The organism is Plantactinospora veratri, from assembly GCF_036421995.1.
Lineage (GTDB): Bacteria > Actinomycetota > Actinomycetes > Mycobacteriales > Micromonosporaceae > Plantactinospora > Plantactinospora veratri.
Genome location: NZ_JAZGQL010000014.1, coordinates 1 through 26635 on the forward strand (window position 1 = coordinate 1; position 26635 = coordinate 26635).

Below are 26635 nucleotides of genomic sequence, written 5' to 3' on the forward strand. Positions count from 1 at the left end.
GGGGGGGCCCGCGGGGGGGGGGGGGGGGCGGGGTGGGGGGGGGGGGGGGGGGGCCCGGCGGGGGGGCCCCCCCCGGGGGCCCCCCCCGACCCGCTGGCGGAGCCTCAGCTCACGGTGATCGCACCGCTGCCGGAGCGGACGCAGGCAACGGCCCGGTTCGAGGTGGCCGCCGCACCGGCGAGGCACTGCCCGAGCACCGCGTGCCCGGCCGCGTTCGGGTGCCAGGACTCCTGGCAGGTCTGGAAGTAGGTGACGCAGGCGTTGGCGATCCGCTGGATGGCGATCTTGTCGTAGCCGGAGAAACTGGTCACCGGGGTTCCGGTCGGGCCGTCCTGCAACCGGATCGGGGTGGCGAGCGCGCCGGTCGGACTGGACCCGGTCTCGCAGAGCCGGGCGCCGTCGAAGGCCCGCTGCACGTTCAGGTAGACCAGGTCGTCGCCGGGGAACTCGGCCCGCATGGTGCCGTGCACCGACTGGACCAGCGTGCCGAGGCCGGTGGAGAAGAGGTGCCCGGCCGCCAGGCTGGCCCGGTGCACCGGGCAGCCGGCCGCGTACCGCTCGGCGCCGAGGGCCCGGAACTTGTCCCGGGTGTCGTCCCGGTTGTCCTCCTCGTGGAACCGCGACTCCAGTTCGAACGGCAGCGGGTTGGTGTAGTCCTGGAAGACGATCCGGTGCTGCCCGTCGGCGTCCACCTGGTCCAGGGTGGCCAGCAGTTGCCGGACCGCGTTGGTGGTCTCGGCGGTCGCCGCCGCGAACTCGGCCGGGGTGCCGAGGTCCTCGCCGGCACACGGTGCCTGCTCGACCGGCCCGCCGAGGTACGCCCAGAACTCCCACCAGCCGGTCCAGGCGTCCGCGATGAACCGGTTGGCGCAGTCGGAGGCGACGTCGCCGAAGGTGAAGGAGCTGTTGTTGGAGCCGAGCCCGAGCAGCACCAGGTCGATGTCGTGGGTCTGCGCCACCGCCCGGAGCTGGTCGAGCTGGGCCGCCACCGTACGCCCCTTGGTCCGTCCGGCGGAGGCGTTGACGATGTCGTACGGCTGGCCGCCGGAGCAGGCGAGGTTGAACCGGGCCGAGATGCCGGGCAGATTCGCCTGGTGCAGCGAGGCGTTCGCGGACCGGTGGCAGAAGAAGGCGTTGCTGTTCGGCGCGGACCAGCCCGGGAAGCCCTGCGCGCTGCCGTTGGCGTCCACCACCGGCTGGTAGCCGCCGGCCCCCTCGCCGCTGACGAAACTGTCCCCGATCGCGACGGCCGCCGTCGGCAGCGCCGCGCTGGCCGCACCCGGTGCGGTGACGATGCCCGACAGCGTGCCGGTCGCGGCGAGGGTGAACGCCAGCGCCGCGGCGGCGGCGGGTCGACGGAACCCGAACATCTCCGACCCCCAAGAACGTCCGATCGAAATATTGAAGCTTCTTCGCGTCCGCGCATCAGATCACGCACCCGGACCGGAATCAACGAATGGCACGGATCCCGGCCGTCACCGCCGGGGTGGCGTGTCCGGCGCGGCCGTCAGCGCCGGGACCGGGACCGGCTGGCGGGCGTCCGCGCCGGGGCGCGGCAGGCGGCCAGGATCTCCGGACGCAGCAGGTGGCCGAAGCCGGCCCGGTCGAGGCGGAGCGCCAGGCCGGCCCGGTCGGTGCCGAGCGCGGCGGCGGTGGCGTCCAGCTCCCAGTCGTGCGCGGCGAGCCGGCCGAGCAGGTGCCCCCGGCGGGCCTGCGCGGCGGAGAGCCGGAAGGTCTTCAGGTACCCGAGCCGGCCGTCGGCGTCGGTGATGCTCTCGCCGACGTGGTTCTCGCGGTCGGGGTGGAACGGCGGCAGGAACCGGGACAGCGTGAACGGGCCCATCCGGTACACCGACTCGACCGTGCGGTGCTCTCCGCCGAAGAGCCCGTCGGCCGTCAGGTGCCGCGGTTCCGCCCAGCCGGCCCGGCCCCGTGCCACCTCGGCGCGCAGGTCGGCCAGGCCGTACACCCGGGACCCGTCGATCCGGGCCGGGAACTCGGGTACCGCCGGATAGAGCTGGGCGTACTGGTGGACCAGCTCGCCGTAGAGGTCACCCAGCAGCGTGCTGTGCAGGGCCAGGTAGTCCTCGGGGTGCGGCACCACCAGGGCTGCGGCGAGGGCGTCCGCGACGTAGAGCAGCATGCCGCACTGTCCCGGGTGGATCTCGAAGATCCGCAGCGCGTCGCCGAGGCCGGGAATCTCGGTGCCGGCGTACGCGGCCTCGGCCCGGGGCGAGAGGCCACGGTTGACGGCCCGGCGGGTCCACTCCTGCCAGGCGATCGGCGGCCCGCCGAACTGCAACCCGAGAAAGCCCTCCAGGGCCAGGTGCAGCGGCAGGAAGCGCAGCCGGCGCTTCTCCTCCCGGCGGGCCATCCGGCGGTGGAAGTGCAACCCGATGCCCCGGGGTGGACGGTCCGTCGCCGGGTCGACCAACTGGGTGCCGTACGCGGCGGCCGGGCTGCCGTCACCGGTCCAGCTCGCCACGAAGGCGTGCGGGATGTAGGCGACGTACCCGGTGCGCGGGCCCACGGCGACGACCGACAACTCGTCCGGGTCGTACAGCCGGGGATGCAGCCGCAGGTCGGTGAGGGGTTCGGTACGCAGCAGCGGTTGCAGCCGGACAGCGCCCCAGACCTGGTCCGGGCCGGCGTACAGGCCGGTCAGCCGCAACTCGTGCGCTCCCGGCGGGCCCGCGTCGGCACCACCACCGACGGGCTGCGCCGTGCTCATCCGTCGCCTCCTTTCCGTCCACTGTGGTCTTTGCCGTCGTCCGGGTGCGGCTGCTCGGCGAGAAACCGGTCGACCCGGTCGTCGAGATGCCGGCGCAGTTCGCCGAAGCTCGCCGTACCGGTGGCGAAGCGGGCGAGTTCGACCAGCGCGGCGGCGTCCTCGGCGTCGCGTACCCCGACGGTCGCCACCCCCGGCGCGAGCCGGCGCACGTCGAAGGTGTCGCTGTCGTACACCGGGTTCAGGTGCACGACGGAGGTCCGCCGATCCGGGTCGAGCCGGGCATCCCAGACCCGGAGCACCTCCGCCGCCAGCCCGGGTGGCGCGTTGTCCCAACCGTCCGAGACCACGACCAGCCGGTCCGGCCGGTGCGCCAACCCGTCCACCAACCGCTCCCCCAGCCCGGTCGGCCCGATCGCCCGGACCAGCAACGGATCGCCCCGGTGGTGCAGCCAGAGGCCGGTGTAGTCGGCGGCGAGCACCCCGAGCAGGAAATGGGTGGCCAGCGCCACCGCCAGCGGACGGCGGCGCTTGACCCGCGACCCGGACGACGAGTAGCTGTCGTCCAGCACCGCCACCACCCGGCCCCAGCTACCGGCCTGCCGGCCCGCGGCCCGGCGGGCGGCGGTCCGCAACGCGTCGGTCAGTTCGGTGCGCCGCTCGACCCGCTCGGCCAGGGGCAGCGACAGCACGTAACCGGCGAGCCGGGTCAGCGGGGCCCGGGACAGCTCCATCCCGATTGTCGCCACACCGAGCCGGCGGCCCGAGGACTGCAACCGGAGCCGCTCGGCACCGGTCAGCTTCGGGGCGATGTTGGTCAGGAACCGGGCCCGGTCGATGCCGTGCAGCGCGGCCAGCCCCTCGGCGGCGGTGTAGGGCAGCCCGTACAGCGACCGCTGCTCGTAGTGCGCCCGGCGCCAGGTCTCCAGCAGCGGCGTGTCGTACCGCTTCGGGCGGCGCCAGTCGAAGAGCACCGTGCCCAACTCCCCCGGCAGCGCCAGATGCGCGTGCCGGGCGGCGACGGCGAGTCCGCGGCGGTACTTGACCGCGTCGAGGGCCGGGTCGGGCCGGGCCGCCAGCCAGTCCCGGATGATCGCCCGGGTACGCCGGTTGTTCACGCCCAGCCGGCGCAGCTCGCCGAAGACCCGGTACGCCCGCTGCGGCGGCAGCAGCCGCAACCGGGCCGCGATCAGCCGTCCCTCCGCCGCCCGCCGATCCGGGTCGGCCTCCCGCGCCGTGCGGAGCAGGTTCGTCACCACCAGCGCGGCGTTGAAGTCGTTGACGTCCAGCGCCAGGGTCGCGGCGTACAGGTCGCGGTAGTTGCCGAGCACGTAGTCGTGCAGGAACGACAGCGACATCCGCTGCTCGGCGGCGCCCGAGCGGAACTCGCGCTGCCCCGTCGAGGTGACCGCCGCGTTGACGAACATGACCACGTCCTCGCAGGCGACCCGGTCCGGCAGCGACAGCACGACGACCTCCGTCGGGGCGGGTGGCGGAAGCCGGCCGGGGAATGAGGGCACGAACTGCGAATCATCGCTGTAGAGGCGGGTTCCGGAAGTCGTACCTGAGTCCCGCGGCCGGCCGGGTCACCGTACCCGGATCGACGATGGCCGGACGACACCATTACCCGCCGACGGCGATCCACCGGCCGAGCGGGCAGCCGGCTGGGACAGCGTCGGTCAACCGGGACCGACGTCGGGTCAGGTGAAACTGCAGGAGGTGTCGTTCAGTTTGACGTTGGAGATCCAGACGGCGGACTGTTCCCCGACGAACTCACCGGAGAACCCGATCTCGTGAGCCTGACCGGGATACAGGTCCTCGGCCCAACTCGGGGCGTTGATCCGGACCGGGGCGTAGAACGAGATGAGGAGGCCGTTCCAGGCCTGCGTGATCCGAGCGGTAGTGGGAGCCAGGTCGAACGCGAGCCGCCAGTCCTCGATCGGCTGGGCGCCGGTGTTCGTGACTTTCACCGTCCCGGTGAAGCCGCCCTGCCACACGTTGCTGAGCTGGTACTCGTAGCGGCAGGCGATGGCGGCGAGAGGGGCCGACCCGCTCGGCGCCGCGGTGGCCGGACCGGTGAAGGCGAGGGCGACCATTCCGGTCGCGGCCAGGAGGGTACCTACAAACCTGCGCCACGGCTGCATGGCTCTCCTTAGGGGCGGGACGAGGCGAGGAACGCTGAGCGTACGTTAGCGGCCATCGACAAGTTCGAGCAAACAACCCTGTACAGCCGGTGACGGGAGACGGTCGACGCGCCGTCAGGTGGCGTTTCGCACCCGCTCGGGCGGGAATGCCGTCCTGGGCAGCGCCGTTACACCGCCCGGAGAGCCGGCGGCACGGGTACGACCGGCGTGAGGCGTTGGAGGACGAGATGGCGACGGCCGTGGAATTCGGTCTGGACAGCTTCGGCGACGTCACCGCCGACGCCGAGGGCAACCCGGTGCCGTACGCCCAGGTCATCCGGAACGTGGTCGAGGAGGCCGTGCTGGCCGACCGGCTCGGCGTCGACGGCTTCGGGCTCGGCGAGCACCACCGGGACGACTACGCGGTCTCGGCCCCCGAGATCGTGCTGGCGGCGATCGCCGCCCGCACCGAACGGATCCGGCTCGGCACCGCGGTCACGGTGCTCAGCTCCGACGACCCGGTACGCGTCTACGAGCGGTTCGCCACCCTCGACGCGCTGGCCCGGGGCCGGGCGGAGATCACCCTGGGCCGTGGCTCCTTCATCGAGTCGTTCCCGCTCTTCGGCTACGACCTGACCGACTACGACCGGCTCTTCGAGGAGAAGACCGAGCTGATGTCGCAGTTGCTCACCGAGGACGCCGTCACCTGGGAGGGAACGGTACGGGCAGCCCTGACGAAGCAGCACGTCTATCCGAAGACGGAGTCGGGCCGGATCCGCACCCGGATCGGTGTCGGCGGCAGCCCGGAGTCGGTGGTCCGCGCCGCCCGGTACGGCTTTCCGCTGGTGCTGGCCGTGATCGGCGGCGAGCCGGCCCGGTTCGCCCCGTACGTGCAGCTCTACCACCGGGCGCTCGCCGAGTTCGGCAAGGAGCCGCTGCCGGTCGCGGTGCACGCGCCCGGCTTCGTCGGCGAGACCGACCAGGAGGCGGCCGACCTGCTCTGGCCGCACGTCCGGGTGCTGTTCAACCGGATCGGCGCCGAGCGCGGCTGGCCGCCGATGACCCGGAGCCGCTTCGACGCCGACATCGCCAACGGTGCCTGGCACGTCGGTTCGGTCGAGACCGTGGCCCGCAAGATCGCCCGGACGGTACGGGTCCTCGGCGTGCAGCGTTTCGACCTGAAGTACTCGGCCGGCACGCTGCCGCACGAGCGGATGATGGAGACGATCGAGCGGTACGCCACCCAGGTGATCCCCCGGGTCCGGGAACTCCTCGACGAGGAGAGCAACCCGGCGTCCTGACCGGGGCGGCAGGCCCGGCCACTCACCCCCGCCAGCGGCGAACGCTCTGCCGCCGGGCCGGCCGATCTCCGGACGACCGGTCGTGGCGGCAAGAACGGTCCCGCGACAACGGGCGACCAGCACCGGCATGGCATTCCCTTCGCGCCACGACCGCAGCCAGGTCCGCATGCGACTATCTCGCTCACTCGGGCATTGGCGGGCGCGAAGAGGCTGACCCGGATAAGGTCGGCCCGACACGGCGACCTTGGCGAGACCAGGACGGGGCAGGACATGGACCAGGGCACTCGCGCCGAGATGCTCGGCCGCCTGGCTGAGGCAGTCCGGTCCGTCACCGTCGCACACCCGACGCGGGTCGCCATCGACGGACCGCCCGCCGCCGGCAAGACCACCCTCGCCGACGAGCTGGCCGCCATCTTGCGCGAAGAACAGGGCCGCGACGTCATCCGCGCGACGATCGACGATTTCCTCTTCCCCCGGGCACAGCGCTATCCGCGCGGCGAGTACTCGGCCGAAGGCTGCTACCACGACACCCACGACCACGACGCGCTGAACCGGGTGCTGCTCGATCCGCTCGGCCCCGGCGGAGATCGACGCTTCCAACCCGCGGCCTACGACCGCACCACGGATACCGTGCTGTCCCCGCCGGTCAGCACTGCCCCGGCCGACGCCGTGCTGCTCTTCGACGGCGTCTTCCTCATGCGCCCGGAACTGGTTGATCGATGGGACCTGCGCATCTTCGTGTCGACAGCACTCGAGAAGACCGTGGATCGCGCCGTGATCCGAGAGCGCCGGGTGTCATCCCGGGCCGAAGTCGAACGGCGCTGGCGCGAGCGTTACATCCCCTCCCAACAGCTCTACCTCGCTACGGTCCGCCCGACCCGTCACGCCGACATCGTCGTGCACAACGACGAGCCCCAGCAGCCGGTCTGGGAGACTCAAACACACTGACCGCACCACCGCCCTCGTGGCGCTGAGAAGGTCGCAGCGGCGCCGCGCCCTGGCGGGCATGTCGCGACGGCGCGGCCAGCCCGCCGGCACCCCCGCCGCGCTTCCGGACGCAGAGACACCATCGCCGGGGCCACCAACGACTGGAGCGGGGACGACCGCGCGGCGCTGGCTCGACTATCGCCTCGCTTCGTCGACGACTTCGGGGCGCTGACCACGGCGGACCGTTGACCCCGGTGGGCCACCCTTTGGCGCCGGTCGACTATCCGAGCAGTCCCCGGGCCATCGCGGTGGTCACCGCGGCGGTCCGGTCGGAGACGTCGAGCTTGCTGAACGTACGCAGCAGGTGCGTCTTGACCGTCGCCTCGCTGATGTGCAGGGCCCGGCCGATCTCGGCGTTCGTCCGCCCCTCGGCGACCAGGCCGAGCACCTGCACCTCCCGGGCGGAGAGCGTCGGAGCCGCCGGTCCCCGTACCTGCCGGACCAGCCGGCCGGCGACCGACGGCGCGAGTGTCGTCTCGCCCCGGGACGCGGCCCGGATGGCGGCGGTGAGTGCTGTCCTGGTGGCGTCCTTCAGCAGGTAGCCGATGGCACCGGCCTCCACCGCGCGCAGGATGTCGGCGTCGCTCTCGTAGGTGGTCAGCACCAGCACCCGACTGCTCCGCGACTCGCGCAGGATCGCCCCGGTGGCGTGCACCCCGTCCATGCCCGGCATCCGCAGGTCCATCAGGACCACGTCCGGCCGGTGCGCGCGGGCCATCGTGACCGCCTCCGGACCCGATCCGGCCTCGCCGACCACCTCCAGGTCGGGTTCGGTCTGCAACATGCCGCGCAGCCCGGCCCGGACCACCGGATGGTCGTCGACCAGCAGCACCCTGATCACCCGTCGACCTCCCACTTCGCCCGTCCCCCGGACCGCCTGGTCAGCGGCTCTCGCGCCCGGTCCACCGGAACGTCAGCAGGCAGATCAGCAGACCCCCGACGCACCAGGCGCCGAGCACCAGCGCCGTCCTGCCGTGTTCCCACGAACCCGCCGCCTCCTGCGCCATCATGCTGTCCGGCAGGAAGACCGACCGGAACCCCTGCCCCATCCACTTCACCGGAAAGAACGATGCCACCCTCAGCATCCCCTCGGGCAGCGCGTCGTTCAGCACGAAGATCCCGGAGACGAACTGGAGCGCGATGGCCGGCAGGTTGAGCACCGCCGGGGCGCTCTTCGCCGAGCGGGCCAGCGAACTGGCCGCGATGCCGAGCAGCGTGCAGGCGACGACGGAGAGCGCCAGCAACCAGCCGAAGGTGAGCCACCGCCCCGGATCGGTCGGCAGCCGCAGGTCGAACAGGACGACCCCGACCGCCAGCAGCAGGGCGATCCCGCCGGCCGTGGAGACCGCGACCAGGCAGATCTTGCCGAGGAAGTACGCGACCGCGCTGGCCGGCGTCCCGCGCAGCCGCTTCAGCGTGCCGTCCTCGCGGTCGAGCGCGATCCCCACCCCCACGCTGATGAAGGCGGTGGAGACGATCCCGTACGCGATCATCCCGACCACGAAGACCTGGCTGATGGCGACCTCCGGTGCGCCGTGCGCCGGCTCGTCGAAGATCAGCCCGAGCATCAGCGCGATGAAGGCCGGGAAGGCGAAGGTGAAGACCACGGCGTCCCGTTGCCGGAAGAACTGCTTCAGCTCGACGGCTCCCCGGGCCAGGCCGATCCGTGGGGTGGACGGCAGCCGTACCGCCGGGGTCGGCGTGCCGGTGGTGGCGGTCATCGACGTTCTCCGATCAGGTCGAGGTAGACGTCTTCCAGGCTGGGCCGGTGTACCCGCAGGTCCGTCAACGTCCCGCCGGCCCGGGCGGTCAGCCGGGCCACCAGGGCGGCCGGGTCGGGGGTCTGCTCCCGGTGGTCGCCGTCGGCGTCCCGCCAGGTGACGGTGGCCGTCGCGGTCGCCCGGCCGCCGATGGTCTCCGGGCGGCCCTCGGCGATGATCCGGCCACCGGCGAGCACCGCGAGCCGGCCGGCCAGCGCCTCGGCCTCGTCCAGGTAGTGCGTGGTGAGCAGGATCGTGCCGCCCTCGTCGGCGAGGCGGCGGATCAGCGTCCAGAACTGCCGGCGCGCCTCCGGGTCGAAGCCGGTGGTCGGTTCGTCCAGGAAGAGCAGCTCCGGCCGGCCGACGATGCCGAGGGCCACGTCGAGCCGGCGGCGCTGGCCGCCGGAGAGGGTACGGATCCGGGCGCCGGCCTTTCCGGCCAACCCGCACACCTCGATCACCTCGTCCGGGTCGCGCGGCTCGGGGTAGTACCCGGCGAGGTGGCGCACGGTTTCCCGGACGGTCAGCTCGGCGGCGTCGGTTGCGGTCTGCAACACGATGCCGATCCGGGCCCGCCAGCGCCGGCCGGCGGTACCGGGGTCCTCGCCGAGCACGGAGACCGTGCCGCCGTCCCGGCGCCGGTACCCCTCCAGGATCTCGATCGTGGACGTCTTGCCCGCGCCGTTCGGGCCGAGCAGCGCGAAGACCTCACCACGGTCGACGGTCAGGTCGATCCCGTCCACCGCCACCCGGCCGCCGTACGTCTTGCGCAGCCCGTACGCACTGATGACTGTCATGCCTCGATGCTTCCGCCCGGCGGGGCGACCCGGGACGACCACAGGACGGAATCCGGCTGTCCACCGACCGGTGGACAGCCGGCCCTGCCCCGGACGCTGTCGGGCTTCCGGCAGTGGTGGCCCCAACAGAACCAGGCCGGAGCCGGGACCAACCGACCGCCAGCCGGGCGGACCGGCCGGCTGGTCCGGCGGTCCCGGGCCAGCCAGGTAGCCGGCGGGTCACCGGAGGTTATCCTGAGCGGGTGACCAGCGGTTCTCGCCTGGTGGCGCTCTGCGGCACGAACGGCCCGGCGACCCGCGAGCGCCCCCAGCCACCCCCGTGAACCCGCCCCGGCGGATCGGCCCCTACCGCGTCGAGCGGTTGCTGGGCTTCGGTTCGTTCGCCACCGTCTGGCTGGGCCACGACCCGGCGCTCGACGCCCGGGTGGCGATCAAGATACTTGCCGAGAACTGGTGCCACGACCTGCGGGTCCGGGAACGCTTCCTGGACGAGGCCCGCCTGCTGTGGCGGCTGGACCACGAGCGCCTCGTCCGGGTCTACTCGGTCGGCGAGTTGGCGGACGGACGGCCGTACCTGGTGATGGCCTGGGCGGCGGGCGGCAGCCTGCGGGACCGCCTCGCCGCCGGGCCGATGCCGGTCGATCCGGCACTCCGGGTGCTGCGCGAGGTCGCCGCCGGAGTGAGCGTGCTGCACGCGCACGGCATCGTGCACCGGGACCTGACCCCCGGCAACGTGCTGTTCCAGCCACGGCCGTCCGCCGCCGACCGCCACCCCAGCACGGTGGACGGAACGGCATCCGACGGCGCGGCGCCCGAGAACTCCGTGGTGGAGGGTGCCGTGCCCGACGGCGGCACCGCTCCACGATCACCCGCCGCCCCTCCCGTACGGTCAGCGCACGGCGGAACCGAGGGCGACAGCCCGGACGGCGACAGCGCGGCGCACGACAGCGAGTCGGGTCGGGACGGTACCGGCGAGTCCGTGCTGATCGCCGATCTGGGGCTCGCCAAGGCGCTCGCCGCCGCCTCCGGGCTGACCGCCCGGGCCGGCACCCCCGGATACATGGCTCCGGAGCAGGACTCCGCGTCGGCGGTGGTGGACGCCCGGGCCGACGTGTTCGGGCTCGGCCGCCTCGGCATGACGCTGCTCGGCGCGTCCGGCCCCGACGACGACCCGGCGGAGGTCTCGGAACTGCGCGCCGGAGTACCCCCGGAGGTCGCGGCCGTGCTCCGCCGGGCGACCGCACGGACGCCGGCCGAGCGCTATCCGGACGCCGCCGCCTTCGCCACCGCGCTCGACCGGGCCGTCGACGCCGGACCGACCACCCGTACCCGACGGCCGTCCCGGCCACTGCCCCGACGGTTCTGGGCCGCCGCGCTGCTCGGCACCACCGCGCTGGCGGCGACCGTGCTCGGCACGCTCGGCCCCGGTTGGCTCGGCGGCGACAGTCGGATCGGCGCGGACTCGACCGGCCGGATCACTGTCGCCCTACCGGAGGGCTGGCAGGCCACGGGTTCCGGCTGGATCGGCCAGCGCGGGCCGGACGGCGAGCTGGAACCGGCGCTGGTGATGTCACCGGATCCGGAACGCTGGCCGACCGACCCGGCCGTGCCGGGGGCGTTCGTCGGACTCTCCCGCAGCCTGGCCGAGCGACACGACCCGGCCGGGTACGTCGCCGAGCATCCGCACGCCGAGTGCGCGGCGGCCCCGGCGCGCACCGTCCGGCGCGGCGACGTCGACTGGTACGTCGCCGCGTTCACCGCCTGCCGTCGCGGCAAACCGGCGATCGTGGAGGCCGCCGGGCTCGCCCCACACGCGGCCGGCCTGGTGTACGCGCAGATCGCGCCCCCGGCGGACGCCTCGGCCGACTTCGTCGACACGCTCCTGGCCGGAATCCGGGTACGCCGCTGATCCGCCGCACCGGCCGACTCGCCCGGCACCGGAACGCCGTCCGGCCCGACTCCGCCGGTCACTCGACCACCAGCACCGTGATGGTGTGGCTGCCCGTCTCGCCCGTGATCTCGACCGTGACGGTGCCCGGACGCAGCATCCGGCAGTCGACCACGCCACCTTCCCAGTGCTGGGCGACCTGCTCCGGCGGGGTCGCCGTGACGGTCCCGGGCCCGACGTTCTGGATCCGCAGGATCGCGGCCACCGTCAGGCAGAGCGCCTCGGGCATCGCCGCCGGGTCCGAGCCGTCCACGGTGTAGATGACCGCCGGAAGGCAGGCCGGGGAGAGGTCGACCGTCGGTGAGGTCCGGGGCGGCGTGCGGGTGCGTCGGGGCGTACCGGCCGGGGCGGAGACGGCCGGGGTGGCCGACGGCAGCGGCGCGCCGGACGGCGGGGACGAAACCTCGGAGATCGGACTTGCGGTGGCGGTGCCGGACGGCGTCGGGGTGGGCCACTGTCCGGGCAGCGGTGCGACCGGCGCCGAGCCGCATCCGGCCGCCAGTACCGGGGCGAGCAGCACGCCCAGGACCACCTGCCAGCGGTGGTGACCGGCCGGGACGGGCCGCACCGCGTCGGGGGCGACCAGCTCTGCTCGGCCGAACCGGTGGGCTCCGGCGCCTGCCGGGACGGGCCGCCCGGGCCGGGCGGCGGGCCGGGACCGCCTGCGGCGCACCGGATCAGACCCCCGCGTCGGTGAGCAGGTCCCGCAACCGCCGCCGCCCCTGGTGGATCCGGGACTTGACGGTGCCCTCCGGCCCGCCCAGCAGCCCGGCGATCTCCCGGTACGGCAGGCCGAGGACGTCCCGCAGCGCCACCGGCTCGGCGAGATCGGGGCCGATCGCGTCCAGCGCGTCGAGCAGGTCCAGTCGGGTTCCCGCGATCACGCTGGTGCGGCGCGGGTCGGGTGGTTCCGGCATCGGCCCACCGGACCCCTCCGCCTCGAACCGTCGGCGCAGTGCCGCGTACGTCGACCGGGCCCGGTTCGCCGCCACCCGGTGCAGCCAGGTCCGGAACGCCGACCGGCCGTCGAACCCGGCGATCCCCCGGGCCACCGCCAGCAGGGTGTCCTGGCACGCCTCCTCGGCGTCCTCCCGGTTGGGCAGGAAGCGCGCGGACATCCGCAACACGTCGGGGCGCACCGCGACGAGGAGGCGGTCCAGGGCGTCCCGGTCGCCCAACGCGGCGTCCCGGGCCAGCCCTTCGAGGTCGACAACGCCGGAGGGCATGGGCCGAGTCTAGGCGGCCGTGTCCAGCCGGTCGCGGTGCGTCGCGGTCAGCTTCGGCCGATCGCCCCGGTGGCCGCCAGGTAGTCGCCGATCGAGGCCGGTACGACGACGGCGAACCGGCACCAGTCGACGAGCAGCAGGTCCGCCTCGCGCATCACCCGCTCCAGGGCGGCGACGAACTCCGGCTGTGGTTCCGCCGCCGGTCCCGGCTCGGTCTGCACGGCCAGTACGGCGAGCGAGTCGCCGTCGGCGAGCCCGTACAGCAGTACCCGCCCGACGGAGAGCGCGAACGAGCTGGGCACGATCCCCGGCTGTCCGCGGAAGCCGATCCCGCCCCTGCTCCGGGCGTCGGACGGCAGCAGGTTCAGCAGGCGGTTCCGGGACACCGGCCCGGAGAGCGGCCGGACGGGCTGGCTGCGGATGTGGATGCCCTGGAAGCCGTAGACCCGCCCCTGCTCGTCCCGGCGGGCGTGCTGCTCGAAGCTGCGGCGTACCGCCCGCAGTTCGGCCTGCACCTCGTCGCCGAGGTCGGCGCTGACCAGCTCCACCTGCCGCCAGTCGTCCTCGTGCAGTTCGAGGCGGTCGGCACCGGCCGGTGCGGCGGCGACCGCCGGCACGGCGGCACAGAGCGTCGGCAGTGAGTAGAGGATGTCGCCGGGCGGGACCGACTCCATCCGGCGCAGTGTCAGGGTGAGGGTGCCGGTCGCGCCGAACTGTGCCGCCGTCGGCGGCTCGGCGCGTTCGACCGACCAGACGGCGCCGGCCAGTTCCAGCGTGGTCGCCGGCTGGAAGCTCTCCGGCAGTTGGCCGAGCGGCAGCTCGCTGCGACCGATCTGCGCTCCGGTGTCGGCGTCGAGGAAGGCGACCCGCACCAGCTTTTTCGACATGGCGGGGACCCTATCCGTACTCCGATCATGCGCGACCGGAGCCCCTGCGCCGCCCGTCGCGGCGGTGCGCGGAGCCGGGCGGTCCTGAATAGCGGACACCATTGCTCTCTCGTTGAACAAACGTGCCAGACTCGGTGGCTGCCACCAGGGTGCGGCATAGCATGGCGGCGGACGAGGACGGCGAAGGAGACCGGCAGATGGTTTCGATCGAGGCGACCGACGGAGCCCCGGGCGGAGCGGACGACCGCGTGCACGCCCTGGTCGCCGAGTGCGGACGGCGGGCCCGGGCCGGGGCGGCCGGGTTGACCGAGGCACCGGATTCGGTGATCGACTCCGCGCTGACCGCAATGGCCGACCGGTTGGTCTCCGCCGAGAGCGAGATCCTCGCCGCCAACCAGCAGGACGTCGAGGCGGCCAGGGCCGCCGGGATGAGCCCGGCGCTACAGGACCGGCTCCGGCTCGACACCGCCCGGCTGAAGGGGATGGCCGACCAGTTGCGGCTGCTCGCCGAGGCGCCGTTCCCGGCCCGGGAGACGCCGCTGCGGTCGCTGCCGGGCGGACTGCGGCTCTCCGAGCGCCGCCGGCCGGTCGGGGTGATCGGGGCGAACTTCGAGGCCCGGCCCAACGTGACCGTCGACGTCGCCTCCCAACTCGTGAAGTCCCGCAACGCGGGCGTGCTACGCACCGGGTCTGCCGCGCTGACCTCGGCGAACGCGCTCCACCAGCAGGTCATCGCCCCCGGGCTGCGCGACGTCGGGCTCGATCCGGACGCGATCCAACTGCTGCCGGACGCGAGCCGGGCGAGCGCTGTCGCGCTGGTCCGGCAGACCGACCTGATTCCGCTGGTGATCCTCCGGGGCAGTGGCGACGCCACCCGCTCGCTCGGCGCCGAGGCGGCCCGGCACGGCGTGCGAACGCTGGCACACGCCGACGGTGGCGGAGTGTTCTACGTCGACGCGGCCGCCGACCTGGACCGGGCGACCGGACTGCTGGTCGCCGGCCTGGACCGGCTGGGCGTCTGCAACCGGGTCAACCTGCTGCTGGTGCACCGGGACGTGGCCGGGGCAGCGGTGCCGCGCTTCGAGGCGGCGCTGACGGAGTTGGGCGTACGCGTCTCGCTGCCGCCGTACGACCACCCGGTCGGCTACGAGTGGGCGTTGGACAGCGGCCGGGAGGCGACGGTGACGATCGCCGAGGTGGCCGATCTGGCCGAGGCGGTGACGATCGCCAACACCGAGACCTCGGGGCTCGCCGCGACGATCGTGACCGAGGATCCGGCCGCCGCCGAGCGGTTCATCGCCACCGCGATCGGCACCGGGGTCTTCTGGAACGCCTCGACCCGGCTACTGGACGGCTTCAAGCTGCACGGGGTGCCGGAGACCGGGATCAACGTGGACCACGTGCCGGGCCCGCGCGGCCCGGTCACCTTCCAGGATCTCTACCTGCGGCAGTACGTGGTCGTCCCGGAGGACGCCCCCGGCCTCCCCGGCTGACCCGCCGACGCACGCGTCGGGCTTGCTGTGCGGAACGGGTCCGCGCAGGCCGGTCCGTCAGAGCAGTCCGTGCCGCACCGCCCAGACCACCGCGGAGATCGGCGCCGGCACGCCGAGGCGGTCGCAGATGGCCCGGGTTCGTCGCCGGACCGTCCGCTCCGACATCTCCAGCCGGCGGGCGACCGCGTCGACCGGAAGCCCCTGGGCGAGCAGTCGCAGCAGGGCCAGTTCCTCGTCGTCCAGTGGATGGCGTTGCACGATCGGTACGGTCACGGCGCCACTCCCTCCTCACCGCGCGGTGTTGCCCGTTCCTGCTCCGATCCGCGCTCCGGCCGGACGCCGCTCCGGCCGGGCCGTCGTGCCGCCGATGCCCGGCGCCGCCGTCGGACCCGCGACGGTGGACCCGTCGGTGCCCGACGGCGGCGCCGGGACGGCTGCGCCTAGAAGTCGAACTGGTCGATGTTGGCGGCGTCGAAGACGGTCGGCGGGCCGAGCACCACGACACCCTGGGCGCCGACGGTGTACTCACCCAGCTTGCCGGCGGTGAACTTGTCACCCTCCTTGCCGGTGATCATCCCGGAGGCGAGGGCCGCACCGGCGTACGCGGCCAGGTAGCCGAGGTCCGCCGGGTTCCAGAGCGCGAAGCTCTTCACCGTGCCGTTCTTGACGAACTCGCGCATCTGGTTCGGGGTACCCAGTCCGGTCAGCGCCACCTTGCCCTTGTACTGCGACCCGGAGAGGTAGCGGGCGGCCGCCGCGACCCCGACGGTGGTCGGCGAGATGATGCCCTTCAGGTCGGGGTGGGCGGAGAGCAGGCCCTGGGTCTCCTGGAACGACTTCTCGTCCTTGTCGTCGCCGTAGACCGTGGTGACGAGCTGGATCCCGCTGTATTCCGGCTTCTTCAGCTCGGTCTTCATCAGCTCGATCCAGGCGTTCTGGTTGGTCGCGTTCGCGGTCGCCGACAGGATCGCGATCTTGCCCTGGCCGCCGATCGCGTCCGAGATCAGCTTGACCTGGTTCTCCGCGATCCCCTGCCCGGTGACCTGGTTGACGAAGAGGTCCCGGCAGTCGGGGTTGGTGTCGGAGTCGAAGGTGACCACCTTCGCGCCGCCCTGCCGGGCCTGGTTGACCGCCCCGCAGATCGCGTTCGGGTCGTTGGCCGAGACGACGATCACGTCGCTGCCCTGCTGGGTCAGCGTGTTGAGGTAGCTGACCTGTGAGGAGGCGCTCGCCTCGGAGGGACCGACCTCCTTGTACTCCCCCTTGAACTCCTCCACCGCCGCCTTGCCACCGTTGTCCGACACGGTGAAGTACGGGTTGTTCACCTGCTTTGGCAGGAAGGCGACGCTCAGCCCCTCCTTGATCGAGCTGCCGCCACCGGCGGAGGAACCGCCCGACGGGGTGCCCTCGTCGCTCGCGCAGCCGGCACTGAGCAGCAACGCCGCCAGGGCCGCGGCGGCGGCGCCCATCCGTACGCCTCTGGATCGCATGACGGTCATACCGGTCCTCCTTGACATAAAAGGTTCAGTGGTCAGGCGCTCTCGGCGCCCGCCACCGGCGGTGCGGCGGGTCGTCGCCGTCGCATCCGCGCCCGGAGCATGCCGGCCGCGTTCGGCCCGACGACGGAGATGATGAGCAGGGTGCCGGTGACCACGGTCAGGGTGTCGGCCGGCACGTCGGCGAGTTGGAGTGCGTTGCGCAGGGTCATCAGCAGCAGCACGCCGGCCAGTACGCCGACCAGGGTGCCCCGGCCGCCGAAGATGGAGACGCCGCCGAGCAGTACCGCCGCCACCACCGACAGTTCGAGCCCGGCCCCGTTGTCGGCGCGGGCGCTGGCGTACCGCATGGTCCAGAAGACTCCGGCGAGGGCGGCGATCGCGCCGGTGACCACGTAGAGCCAGAACTTGGTCCGGACCACCGCGATGCCGGCGAAGGTGGCGGCCTGGTCGTTGTTGCCCATCGCGTAGAGGCCGCGACCGATCGGGGTGGCGTGCAGCAGCACCCCGAACCCGATCGCGAGGACGGCGAGCGGCAGCACCACCCACGGCACCGTCGTGCCGGGCAGCGCCTCGATCGAGTTGCCGGTCCAGCCGATCGGGAAGTCCGCGACCGCCCGGTCGCCGAGCACCACGTACGCCAGTCCGCGGTACAGCGCGAGGGTGCCGATCGTCACCGCCAGGGACGGCAGGCCGAACCCGGCGACGAAGAGCCCGTTGACCGCGCCGAGCAGGGCGCCGAGCAGCACCACCAGGGGTACGGCCAGCGCCAGCGGCAGGCCGGTCACCCAGAGCTGGCCGAGGACCGCGCTGGCCAGCCCGAGCATGCTGGCCACCGAGAGGTCGATCTCGCCGGTGATTACGATCAGCGTCATCGGCAGCGCGATGAGCGCGATCGGCACGATGTCCAGCAGCAGGAAGCCCCAGAACCGGGCGGTGGCGAAGCCCTCGACCAGTACCGACGCGCCGATCACCACCACGGCCAGGACGACGATCACCAGTACGTCCCAGGTGCCGAGGGTGGAAACCCAGCGGGCCGGCCGGCCCGTCCTGTCAGGCGCCACGGGCCTTCCTTCCTCGAAGCCGATGGGCCACCCGCGCGGCGAGCGCCCGGTCCAATCCGATCGCGGCGAGGATCAGAGCCCCGACCACCGCCTGCTGCCAGAAGGGGTTCACCTTCAACACCGGCAGGGCGCTGCCGATGGTGCTCAGCAGGACGGCGCCGAGCGCCGCCCCGTACACCGAGCCGCTGCCGCCGAAGATCGCCACCCCGCCGACCACCACCGCCGCGACCACGTTCAACTCGATCCCGCTGCCGGCCGCCGCGTCGAGGGTGCCGAACCGGGCCGCGTAGAGCACCCCGGCCAGGCCGGCCAGGCCGCCGCTGACGACCAGTGCCCCGAACACCCGCCGGCCGACCGGGATCCCGTGCAGCCGGGCCGCCGCCGGGTCGGAACCGATCGCGTACAACTCCCGCCCGCCCCGGTAGGACTTCAGATAGAAGCCGGCGACCACGAGTACCGCCACGGCGAAGAGGGCGAGCAGCGGGATGCCGAGCAGGTCGGCGGTACCCATGCTCTTGAAGCCGGCCGGCATGTCGGCGGCGTTGATCTGCTGTCCCGCCGCCCACGAGTAGTCGATGCCCCGGAAGACGTAGAGGGTGCCGAGGGTGACCACCAGGGCCGGTACCCGGGCCACCGCGATCAGCGCCCCGTTCAGCACGCCGCAGAGCACGCCGATTCCGACCCCGACCAGCAGGGCGAGCACGATCGGTGCCCCCGGCATCGCCAGGAACAGCTTTCCGGTCGCGAAGGCGGCCAGGCCGAGCACCGAGCCGACCGAGAGGTCGACGTTGCGGGTGATGATGACGATCGCCTGCCCGACCGCGAGCACCACCAGGATGGTCGCGCCGAGCATCAGGTCCCGCCGGCCCTGTCCGGAGAGGAATCTCGGGTTCACCGCCGTGGTCACCGCGATCAGCAGGACCAGCGCGAGTCCGATGCCGACCTCGCGGGCCAGGAAGAGTCGCTGGCCGAGCCGGACACCGGCCGCGCCGCTGCGGCCCCGGGCCGTCGCGGCCTCCGGTGCCGGCTCCGGGCGGGTCGTGGTCGTCACGCGTCACCTTCCTGCCCGGTGGCGGCCAGCATCACCGACTCCTCGGTCGCCGCGTCCCGGGCTATCTCGCTGACCAGCCGACCCTCGTGCATCACCAGCACCCGGTCGGCCATGCCCAGCACCTCGGGCAGTTCGCTGGAGACCATCAGCACCGCAACCCCCTCACCGGCGAGCTGCGACATCAACCGGTGCACCTCGGCCTTGGTGCCGACGTCGATCCCCCGGGTCGGCTCGTCGACGATCAGCACCTTCGGGGTGGTGGAGAGCCACTTCGCCAGTACCACCTTCTGCTGGTTGCCGCCGGAGAGTGTGGAGACCGGGTCGTCGAGCCGTCCCGCCTTCACCCGCAACCGCTGGGTCCAGGTCTGCGCGGCAGCGCGCTCCGCACCCCGGCCGAGCAGGCCGAACCGGGCCAGCGGCCAGCGCCGGGTCAGCGTGGCGTTGCGTTCGATCGACAACTCCATCACCAGCCCCTGCTGCCGGCGGTCCTCCGGCACCAGCGCCAGCCCGGCGGCCATCGCCGCCGCCGGCCGGTTCCGGGGCAGTCGTACGCCGTCGACCAGCACCTCGCCCGCGTCGTACGGGTCGACACCGAAGACGGCCCGGACCACCTCGCTGCGTCCGGCCCCGACCAGCCCGGCGAGCGCCACGATCTCGCCCCGGCGTACCTCGAAACCGACGTCGGCGAAGACGCCGCGCCGGGTCAGGCCGCGCACCTGGAGGATGACCTCGCCCGCCTCGGTCTGCTCCTTCGGGTAGAGCTGGGAGACCTCCCGGCCGACCATCCGGCGCACCACCTGGGCCACGTCGAGGTCCTCGGCCGGGTCGGTGGAGACCCACCGCCCGTCCCGCATCACGGTGATCCGCTGGCTGAGCGCGAAGACCTCGTCGAAGCGGTGCGAGATGAACAGGATCGCCGCGCCGGCCTCCCGCAGTGACCGGACGACCGCGAAGAGCCGTTCCACCTCGACGCCCGACAGCGCCGCCGTCGGCTCGTCCATCACCAGCACCCGGGCCTCGAAGGAGAGCGCCTTGGCGATCTCCACGAGCTGTTGGTCCGCAATGGAGAGCCCGCGCGCCGGCCGGTCCGGGTCGAGCGGTACGCCGAGCCGGGCGAAGAGTTCCGTCGCGCGCCGACGCATCGTCGCGGTGTCGATCCGGCGTAGGCCGCGCAGCGGTTGCCGGCCCATGAAGATGTTCTCCGCCACCGACAGGTCGGGAAAGAGCGTCGGCTCCTGGTAGATCACCGCGATCCCGGCCGCCCGGGCGTCGGCCGGACCGGTCAGGGTCAGCGGCGCACCGTTCATCGTCAACTCTCCGGCGTCCGGGGTGTGCACTCCGGCCAGGACCTTCACCAGGGTCGACTTGCCGGCACCGTTCTCCCCGACCAGCGCGTGCACCTCGCCGGCCCGCAGTTCGAGGCGTACGTCGGCGAGCGCGTGCACCGCGCCGAACGACTTCCGTACGCCGGACAGGGCCAGCCGCGCCGTACCCGGGTCTGCACGCTCGGGCATCCGGCCCTCCAGCCATGAAACGTTTCAGCCCAATGTGATGAAGACGCTAGAGGCCGCCTTCCCGGCGGGTCAAGCATTTCAAGGCGGTTACCGAATCGTTACTCACAGGTAAGCCCTTTCCTCGCTGCGGAACCCCACGCTGGGCAGCACTGATGCCATGATCATCGCCAACGTCCTGCCCGTCGGCATCGACAACGGCCGGCGCGCTGGCCACATCCGGCCAGGTACCCCCCGCCGCCGGGGCCGCCAGGCATCCTTGACACGATTCAGTTACCGGCCGACGCGGAGGAGGAGAGCGTGCGGGAGACCTCCGTGGTGAGCATCCGCGACGTCGCCCGGCACGCGGGAGTCTCGATGGGCACCGTCTCCAACGTGCTCAACCAGCCCGACCTGGTCTCGAACGCGACCCGGGCCCGGGTCCTCGCGGCGATCGACGAACTCGGCTTCGTGCCCAACCACGCCGCCCGGCAACTGCGCCGGGGCCGCAGCCGCACTCTCGGCCTCGTCGTACTGGACGTGGCCAACCCGTTCTTCACCGACCTGGCCAAGGGCGTCGAGGACACCATCGGCACCGCCGGAATGGCGGTGATCTTCTGCAACAGCGACGGTGACCGGTCCAGGGAGGACGCCTACCTCGACCTGCTCAAGGAGCAGCGGGTGCAGGGCGTACTCATCACCCCGGTCGACGACGCCAGCGCCCGGCTGCTCCGGCTGCGCGACCGTGGCATCCACGTCGTACTGCTCGACCGACGATCCCGGCACGCCAACCTCTGCTCGGTCTCGGTGGACGACCGGCTCGGCGGCGAACTGGCGGTACGCCACCTGCTGGAGGCGGGGCACCGGCGGATCGCCTTCGTCGGCGCGGCCCGGCTGGAACAGGTACGCGACCGGCATGCCGGCGCGGTGCAGGCGATGACCGGGGCCGGACTGGGCCAGCGCGACCTGCCCCGGCTCGACACCCCGGCGATGACCGTGGCCGCCGGCCGGGACGCCGCGGCCCGGCTGATCGGCGCGCCCCGGGACAACCGGGCCACCGCCGTCTTCTGCGCCAACGACCTGGTGGCGCTCGGCGTCCTCCAGGAGTTGACCCGGCAGCGGATCCGGGTACCCGAGGACGTCGCCCTGGTCGGCTACGACGACATCGACTTCGCCGCCGCGGCGGCCGTACCGCTCACCTCGGTGCGCCAGCCCCGGCAGCGGCTCGGGCAGACCGCCGCCGAACTGCTGCTCGGCGAGGTCAACGAGCCGGCCGGACATCGTCACCAGCAGGTCGTCTTCGAACCGGAACTCGTCGTCCGGGAATCCAGCCGCCGCCCCGCCGGCCAGCCCGCCAGGTAGCCGACCGGACCGGCACCCGGTCCCGCCTCCGGCCAGAGCCGGCGGGCCGGAGGGACCGGGTGAGGCGTCAGCGGCCGGCCGGGGAGGCCGGTGGAGCGGCCGCAGCGGGCGGCAGCGGCAGCGACCAGACGTCGGCGATGGACGGGTCGTAGCCGTCGCCGGTGTCCTGGAAGCGCACCCGGACCATCCCGTCGGCCGTCGACTCCGGCCGGTCCACCACGAACTGGTAGCTCACCGTGCCACCCCCGCCGGCCGTACGCTGGTACGCCCGCGCGTGCACCCGCACCCCGTCGACCAGTACGTCGTAGTCCTTCGACTGCGGGTTGTCGTACGTCTCGACGACCCGGAGCAGGAAGGGTTGGCCCGGCTCGACGGCCAGGTCGAACTCGAACCAGCCGCCCGGATGGGTGACGTCGGTGTAGCGGCGGGTCAGCCCGGCCTCCACGCTGGTGCCGGAGTGTTCCGAGGCGAGCAGCCGGTGCCCCTGCTCGGAGGCGGCCACGCCGAGGTCGACGTGGTCGAGCACCGTACCCGGCGGGTTGGCGAACCGGACCGGCAGTTCGAGCGTGCGGCGCTCCGCCTCGGTCGGCCCGGTGGCGACGGTGATCCCGGCCGGACCCTCGGTGGTGGCCAGCGGTGCGGTGACGGTGCCGTCCAGGGTGGCCTCGGCGCCCGGGGCCAGCGCGAACGGCCGGCTGCCGGGCTCGACCCGCCAGCCCTCCGGTGCGGTGCCGGTCAACTCGCCCCGCACCGGCACGGTGGACCGGTTGCGGAGCACCGTGTGCAGGGTGGCGGTGCCGCCCGGCGCCACCGAGGCCGGCTCTGCGGTGGTCGAGACGACGGTGACGGCCGGCGCCACCGGCAGCGAGCCCGCCAGCGGCAGCGTCGCGGTGCCGGACCGGTAGCGGTAGCCGGCCGACGCGGTCAGCGGCAGGGTACCGACGGGTTGGCCGGGCGGCAGCCGCAGCTCGTACTCGTGCCGCACCGTCCGGCCCGGCGCGACGCTGCCCGGCCGGGCACCGACCGGACGCACCGTCACCCCGTCACCCGCGTCCACCATGGACACCATCCCGGTCAGGGTGTCCTTCCCGCCGTTCTCCAGCAGCACCGCCGCGCGGAACACGCCACCGGGCAGCACCTCGCCGACCGGCAGGTCGAGCCGGGCCACCGCGCCGACCAGGGCCGACGACGCCGCGGAGAGCCGCTGGTCGAGCCGGGTCAGCGGGGCGGCGAACCGGTCCGCGACCGTCCTCGACAGCCGCCCGGCCCGCACCTGGGTCTCCAGCCAGCGGTCCAGGTCGGAGCCGGTGGCCAGGGCCCGGTGTACGGCGGCACCGGTGGCCCGGGCGTCACCCTCGCCGTACCGGTACGCCAGCCGGGCGGCCGCCGCGTCGACGGTCAGCCGGGCGACCCGGACCCGCAACTGGATCGCCAGCGGCCAGCGCAGCTCACCGGCCACCTGGTCGGCGACGGTTGCCGCCTCGGTGACCGCGTCGGCCGCCTCGCCCAGGTCGCCGAGCACCCGGTCGACGGCGAAGGCGTACCTGCCGGAGCCGACCTCGAAGACCGCGTCGGCGCCGTCGAGCCGGACGAACCGTACGCCCTCGGCCCGCTCCGCCGGCCGGCCGCCCTCGGTGACCGCGTGCCGGCTCGCCGCCGGGATGCGTACCGTGGCGGTGGTGTTGCCCGGCACGGTGACGGCCAGCCGGAGCTGTCCCCGGTCGTCCAGCCGCCAGTCGGTGCCGACGGTGCCGTGGATCGACCGGTACGACGCCTTCGCCGCCCGGATGTCCCCGCCGGGTCGCGGCGCGATGGTCAGGTGCGCGTAGCCCGGGTGTGCCGGGTCCGGAGCGATGCCGGCGACGGTGCGGTACATCCAGTCCCCGACCGCGCCGTAGGCGTAGTGGTTGAAGGAGTTCATCGAGACGTCGCCGAAGCTGCCGTCCGGCATGATCGAGTTCCACCGCTCCCAGATCGTGGTGGCACCCTTGCCGATCTCGTAACCCCAGGACGGGTACGTGTCGTTGAGCAGCAGCCGGTACGCCACGTCGAGGTGGCCGGTGTCGGTCAGCGCCGGCAGCAGGTCCGGGGTGCCGAGAAAGCCGGTGGCCAGGTGCCAGTCGTGCCGTCGAAGGTTGGCGACCAGCCGGTCGGCGGCCCTGGCCCGCAGCGCGTCGGGGAGCAGGTCCATCCCGATCGCCAGCACGTACCCGGTCTGGCTGTCGCCCTGCACGGTGCCGTCGGCGGCGACGTACGCCGTGCTGAACGCCTCGGCGATCCGGGCCGAGAGCGTCGCGTAGCGTTCCGCGTCGGCGGTCCGGCCGATCGCCCCGGCCATCTCGCCGAGCAGTCGGATGCTGTAGGCGTAGTAGGCCGTGCCGATCACGCCGGCCGGGGTCGGGTCGTCCAGGTTCAGCCAGTCCAGGTACGGGCCGGCGTTGGTCCGCCGGTGTCCCGAACTGGTGCTCTCCAGCCAGGCCGCGTAGCGGACCATCGAGTCGTAGTGCTCCTCGATCACCCGGGTGTCGCCGTAGCGCTGCCAGAGCGCGTGCGGGACGGTGATGCCGGCGTCGGCCCAGCCGGTGGCACCGTCGCCGCAGCAGGCCCTCGGCGCCACGTCCGGGTACGCGCCGTTGGCCGACTGCGCGTCCCGCAGGTCCGCCAGCCACTTGGTCAGGAAGGTGAGACTCTCCATGTTGAACGTCGCGGTCTCGGCGAAGACGTTGATGTCGCCGGTCCAGCCGAGTCGCTCGTCCCGGGCCGGTGTGTCGGTCGGGATGGAGAGGAAGTTGCCGCGCTGCCCCCAGGTGATGTTGCTCTGCAACTGGTTCACCATCGGGTTCGAGGTTTCGAAGGTGCTGGTCAGCTCACCGTCGGTGTGCATCACCAGGCCGGTGACGGTGCCCAGGTCGGGGGTGCCGGGGAAGCCGGTCAGCTCGACGTAGCGGAAGCCGTGGAAGGTGAAGCGGGGCTCGTACACCTCGGGGCCGCCGCCGCGCAGCCGGTAGAGGTCGGTGGCCCGGGCCGTACGCAGGTTCGCGGTGTACGCCGTACCGTCCGGGTTGAGCACCTCGGCGTGCCGGATCCGTACCGTCGTACCGGCCGGGCCGGCCACCTTCAGCCGGACCTTGCCCACCATGTTCTGCCCGAGGTCGAAGATCCAGGTCCCCGGGGTGGGCTGGGTCAGCGCCGACGCCTTCAGCTCCTGGGTCACCCGGACCGGCGGGTCGACCTGGGCGACCAGCCGGGCGGTCGCCCCGCCGTCGCCGCCGACCGTCGCCGCCGACCAGCCGGAGTCGTCGAAGCCGGGCCGGTCCCAGCCGGTCGGCAACCGTCGGGCGTCGTAGGTCTCGCCGTGGATCAGGTCGGTCAGCAGGAACGGCCCGGGGATGGCCCGCCAGGAACCGTCGGTGCGGACCGTCTCGGTGCGGCCGTCCGCGTAGTCGATCACCAGGGCGGCGCTGAGCAGCGGCCGGGGGCCGTAGTTGTCGGTGCCGAACCAGCCGATGCTGCCGGAGTACCAGCCGTCGCCGAGCATCGCCCCGAACGCGTTGTCGCCGGGCCGGAGCTGGCCGGTCACGTCGTAGCTCTGGTATTGCACCCGCTTGGCGTAGTCGGTCCAGCCGGGGGCCAGCTCGTGGTCGCCGACCCGTTCGCCGTTCAGCGACAGCTCGTAGACGCCGAGCCCGCTGGCGTAGACCCGGGCCCGGGCCACCTCGCCGGCCACCCGGAAGCCGCGCCGCAGCAGCGGGTTCGCGTCCAGCGCGGCGAGCATCGTCTCGGTGTCGCCGCTGACCCGCAGCCCGTCGGCGGTCGGGGTACCGGCGCCGAACGGGTTCTCGCCGTCGGTCAGCGGTGCGGCGTAGAGGGTCCGGTCGCCGCTGGTCACCGAGAAGTCGGCGAAGACCGCCGACTCCTGGGTGGAGGTGCGCAGCCCGACCGAGCCGGACCGGTGCCCGGCGTGCCGGGTGACGTCGACCTGTACCCCGTCGACCCAGGTGGTGAAGGTGTCACCCGCCGCGGCGATCCGCAGCGTGTGCGGCGCGGTCAGCTTCTCCGGGGGTACGACGGCAGCCAGCGACACCTCCTTGAGCACCGTCCACGCCCCGTTCACCCGGACGTGCGGGCGCAGCTTGGCGCTCCCGTTGGTGGTGGAGAACTGCCACATGTAGGCGTTGCCCGTCCCGCTGGCCCGGAGGAAGATCCCGGCCGCGTCCCGCTCCACCCGTACGGTGGTCCGCACCGTGTAGTCCACCCAGGACTCGGTCGGCGGTGCCAACCCGATCCAGTCGCCCTGCCAGCCGTCCGGCCCGCCGACCCCGGTCTCCCAGTACGCCGGCTCGCTCCAGTCGGAGGCGTGGCCGGTCTCGTCCCAGATCCGCACCTGCCAGGCGTACCGGGTGCGCGGCCCCAGCGCCGGGCCGGCGTACGGGACGAGGGTGCTGTTCCGGGAGGTGACCCGGCCGCTGTCCCAGACGTCCGGCCGGCCGAGCCGGCTCGGGCTACTCGCCACCCGGACCTGGTAGGAGTGCTGGAGCACCCCTCGCCGGGTGGAGTCGATCGTCCAGCCCAGCCGGGGCCGTTCGGTGTCCAGCCCGATCGGGTTCGTCGCCCGCTCGGTCGTCAGGCCGGCCACCGTCACCTCCGGGCCCGAGGTCGTCGCGGCGGCCGGTGCCGGGCCGGCGACCGCCGCCACCGGCAGTACCAGCAGCAGCGCCAGCACCGCCGACAGTCCCGACCGGGGCAACCTGGTGAGCAACATGGCCGACTCCCCACTTCCGCACGGCTGGTGGGACGTCTCAGTGGACGGACCCTGGGACGATCCTGACCAGCCGCCCCGCCCGGACTCAATGGCTGGCGATGGCCACATCCGGCCAGCCGCCCCCCGGCCCGCACCGCCGCCACACCGGCCGGACGGAGGC

Annotated in this window: 21 protein-coding genes; 5 read left to right on the forward strand and 16 right to left on the reverse strand. The window is 73.2% G+C overall.

What is annotated here, in order from left to right; translation table 11 throughout:
* Positions 1–104: 104 nt before the first annotated feature.
* The 4 genes from V1634_RS18830 to V1634_RS18845 form a co-directional block, all read right to left on the reverse strand.
* A complete protein-coding gene (locus V1634_RS18830; RefSeq protein ID WP_331209178.1) occupies positions 105–1370 on the reverse strand; it encodes an SGNH/GDSL hydrolase family protein in 1266 nt (421 codons plus the stop codon).
* A gap of 137 nt (positions 1371–1507) precedes the next feature.
* The gene (locus V1634_RS18835) at positions 1508–2731 is read right to left on the reverse strand and encodes an ARPP-2 domain-containing protein (RefSeq protein WP_331209179.1); all 1224 of its coding nucleotides are present in this window, start codon (positions 2729–2731) and stop codon (positions 1508–1510) included.
* Positions 2728–4197: a hypothetical protein gene (locus tag V1634_RS18840; protein ID WP_331209180.1), complete on the reverse strand. Its 1470-nt coding sequence runs from the start codon at positions 4195–4197 to the stop codon at positions 2728–2730. Before V1634_RS18840 ends, V1634_RS18835 begins: the two co-directional genes overlap by 4 nt.
* Positions 4198–4428: 231 nt before the next feature.
* The gene (locus tag V1634_RS18845) at positions 4429–4872 is read right to left on the reverse strand and encodes a cellulose binding domain-containing protein (protein WP_331209181.1); all 444 of its coding nucleotides are present in this window, start codon (positions 4870–4872) and stop codon (positions 4429–4431) included.
* Between the two features lie 227 nt (positions 4873–5099).
* On the opposite strand from V1634_RS18845, the gene V1634_RS18850 reads away from it, so the two are divergent.
* Positions 5100–6152 (forward strand): LLM class flavin-dependent oxidoreductase, encoded by a 1053-nt coding sequence (locus V1634_RS18850; RefSeq protein WP_331209182.1) that lies wholly within the window; start codon positions 5100–5102, stop codon positions 6150–6152.
* 270 nt (positions 6153–6422) lie between these two features.
* Entirely contained in the window at positions 6423–7100 is a 678-nt protein-coding gene (locus V1634_RS18855) for a cytidylate kinase family protein (RefSeq protein ID WP_331209183.1), read from the forward strand.
* Positions 7101–7359: 259 nt separating this feature from the next.
* Here V1634_RS18855 and V1634_RS18860 read toward each other — a convergent pair whose 3' ends face one another.
* From V1634_RS18860 to V1634_RS18870, 3 genes are read right to left on the reverse strand one after another with little or no spacing between them, the layout of a single operon-like run.
* Entirely contained in the window at positions 7360–7980 is a 621-nt protein-coding gene (locus V1634_RS18860; protein WP_331209184.1) for a response regulator transcription factor, read from the reverse strand.
* 40 nt (positions 7981–8020) lie between these two features.
* Positions 8021–8860, reverse strand: coding sequence for an ABC transporter permease (locus V1634_RS18865; protein ID WP_331209185.1), 840 nt, complete (start codon positions 8858–8860; stop codon positions 8021–8023).
* Positions 8857–9696: an ABC transporter ATP-binding protein gene (locus V1634_RS18870; protein WP_331209186.1), complete on the reverse strand. Its 840-nt coding sequence runs from the start codon at positions 9694–9696 to the stop codon at positions 8857–8859. Before V1634_RS18870 ends, V1634_RS18865 begins: the two co-directional genes overlap by 4 nt.
* A gap of 319 nt (positions 9697–10015) precedes the next feature.
* On the opposite strand from V1634_RS18870, the gene V1634_RS18875 reads away from it, so the two are divergent.
* The gene (locus V1634_RS18875) at positions 10016–11605 is read left to right on the forward strand and encodes a serine/threonine-protein kinase (RefSeq protein WP_331209187.1); all 1590 of its coding nucleotides are present in this window, start codon (positions 10016–10018) and stop codon (positions 11603–11605) included.
* Between the two features lie 58 nt (positions 11606–11663).
* Here the strand turns inward: V1634_RS18875 and V1634_RS18880 are convergent, their stop codons facing one another.
* From V1634_RS18880 to V1634_RS18890, 3 genes are all read right to left on the reverse strand, one after another.
* Positions 11664–12176 carry a hypothetical protein gene (locus V1634_RS18880; protein WP_331209188.1) on the reverse strand — a complete coding sequence of 171 codons (513 nt, stop codon included), beginning with the start codon at positions 12174–12176 and terminating at the stop codon, positions 11664–11666.
* Positions 12177–12321: 145 nt separating this feature from the next.
* Positions 12322–12870 carry an RNA polymerase sigma factor gene (locus V1634_RS18885; RefSeq protein WP_331209189.1) on the reverse strand — a complete coding sequence of 183 codons (549 nt, stop codon included), beginning with the start codon at positions 12868–12870 and terminating at the stop codon, positions 12322–12324.
* A gap of 47 nt (positions 12871–12917) precedes the next feature.
* Positions 12918–13757 (reverse strand): hypothetical protein, encoded by an 840-nt coding sequence (locus tag V1634_RS18890; RefSeq protein WP_331209190.1) that lies wholly within the window; start codon positions 13755–13757, stop codon positions 12918–12920.
* A 197-nt stretch (positions 13758–13954) separates the two neighbouring features.
* On the opposite strand from V1634_RS18890, the gene V1634_RS18895 reads away from it, so the two are divergent.
* Entirely contained in the window at positions 13955–15250 is a 1296-nt protein-coding gene (locus V1634_RS18895) for an aldehyde dehydrogenase family protein (RefSeq protein ID WP_331209191.1), read from the forward strand.
* A gap of 57 nt (positions 15251–15307) precedes the next feature.
* Here V1634_RS18895 and V1634_RS18900 read toward each other — a convergent pair whose 3' ends face one another.
* From V1634_RS18900 to V1634_RS18920, 5 genes are all read right to left on the reverse strand, one after another.
* Positions 15308–15523 carry a helix-turn-helix domain-containing protein gene (locus V1634_RS18900; protein ID WP_199853049.1) on the reverse strand — a complete coding sequence of 72 codons (216 nt, stop codon included), beginning with the start codon at positions 15521–15523 and terminating at the stop codon, positions 15308–15310.
* A gap of 167 nt (positions 15524–15690) precedes the next feature.
* On the reverse strand, positions 15691–16749 hold the full coding sequence (rhaS, locus tag V1634_RS18905) for a rhamnose ABC transporter substrate-binding protein (RefSeq protein WP_331209192.1): 1059 nt from the start codon (positions 16747–16749) through the stop codon (positions 15691–15693).
* A gap of 32 nt (positions 16750–16781) precedes the next feature.
* The gene (locus V1634_RS18910; RefSeq protein WP_331209193.1) at positions 16782–17810 is read right to left on the reverse strand and encodes an ABC transporter permease; all 1029 of its coding nucleotides are present in this window, start codon (positions 17808–17810) and stop codon (positions 16782–16784) included.
* On the reverse strand, positions 17800–18861 hold the full coding sequence (locus tag V1634_RS18915; protein WP_331209194.1) for an ABC transporter permease: 1062 nt from the start codon (positions 18859–18861) through the stop codon (positions 17800–17802). The genes V1634_RS18910 and V1634_RS18915 overlap by 11 nt, the downstream gene beginning before the upstream one ends.
* On the reverse strand, positions 18858–20375 hold the full coding sequence (locus V1634_RS18920) for a sugar ABC transporter ATP-binding protein (RefSeq protein ID WP_331209195.1): 1518 nt from the start codon (positions 20373–20375) through the stop codon (positions 18858–18860). Before V1634_RS18920 ends, V1634_RS18915 begins: the two co-directional genes overlap by 4 nt.
* A 297-nt stretch (positions 20376–20672) precedes the next feature.
* Here V1634_RS18920 and V1634_RS18925 point away from each other — a divergent pair, with 297 nt between their 5' ends.
* Entirely contained in the window at positions 20673–21713 is a 1041-nt protein-coding gene (locus tag V1634_RS18925; protein WP_331209196.1) for a LacI family DNA-binding transcriptional regulator, read from the forward strand.
* 67 nt (positions 21714–21780) lie between these two features.
* On the opposite strand, the gene V1634_RS18930 is transcribed toward V1634_RS18925, so the two are convergent.
* Complete coding sequence (locus V1634_RS18930; RefSeq protein WP_331209197.1) at positions 21781–26475, reverse strand: family 78 glycoside hydrolase catalytic domain; 4695 nt, start codon at positions 26473–26475, stop codon at positions 21781–21783.
* Between the last annotated feature and the right edge of the window lie 160 nt (positions 26476–26635).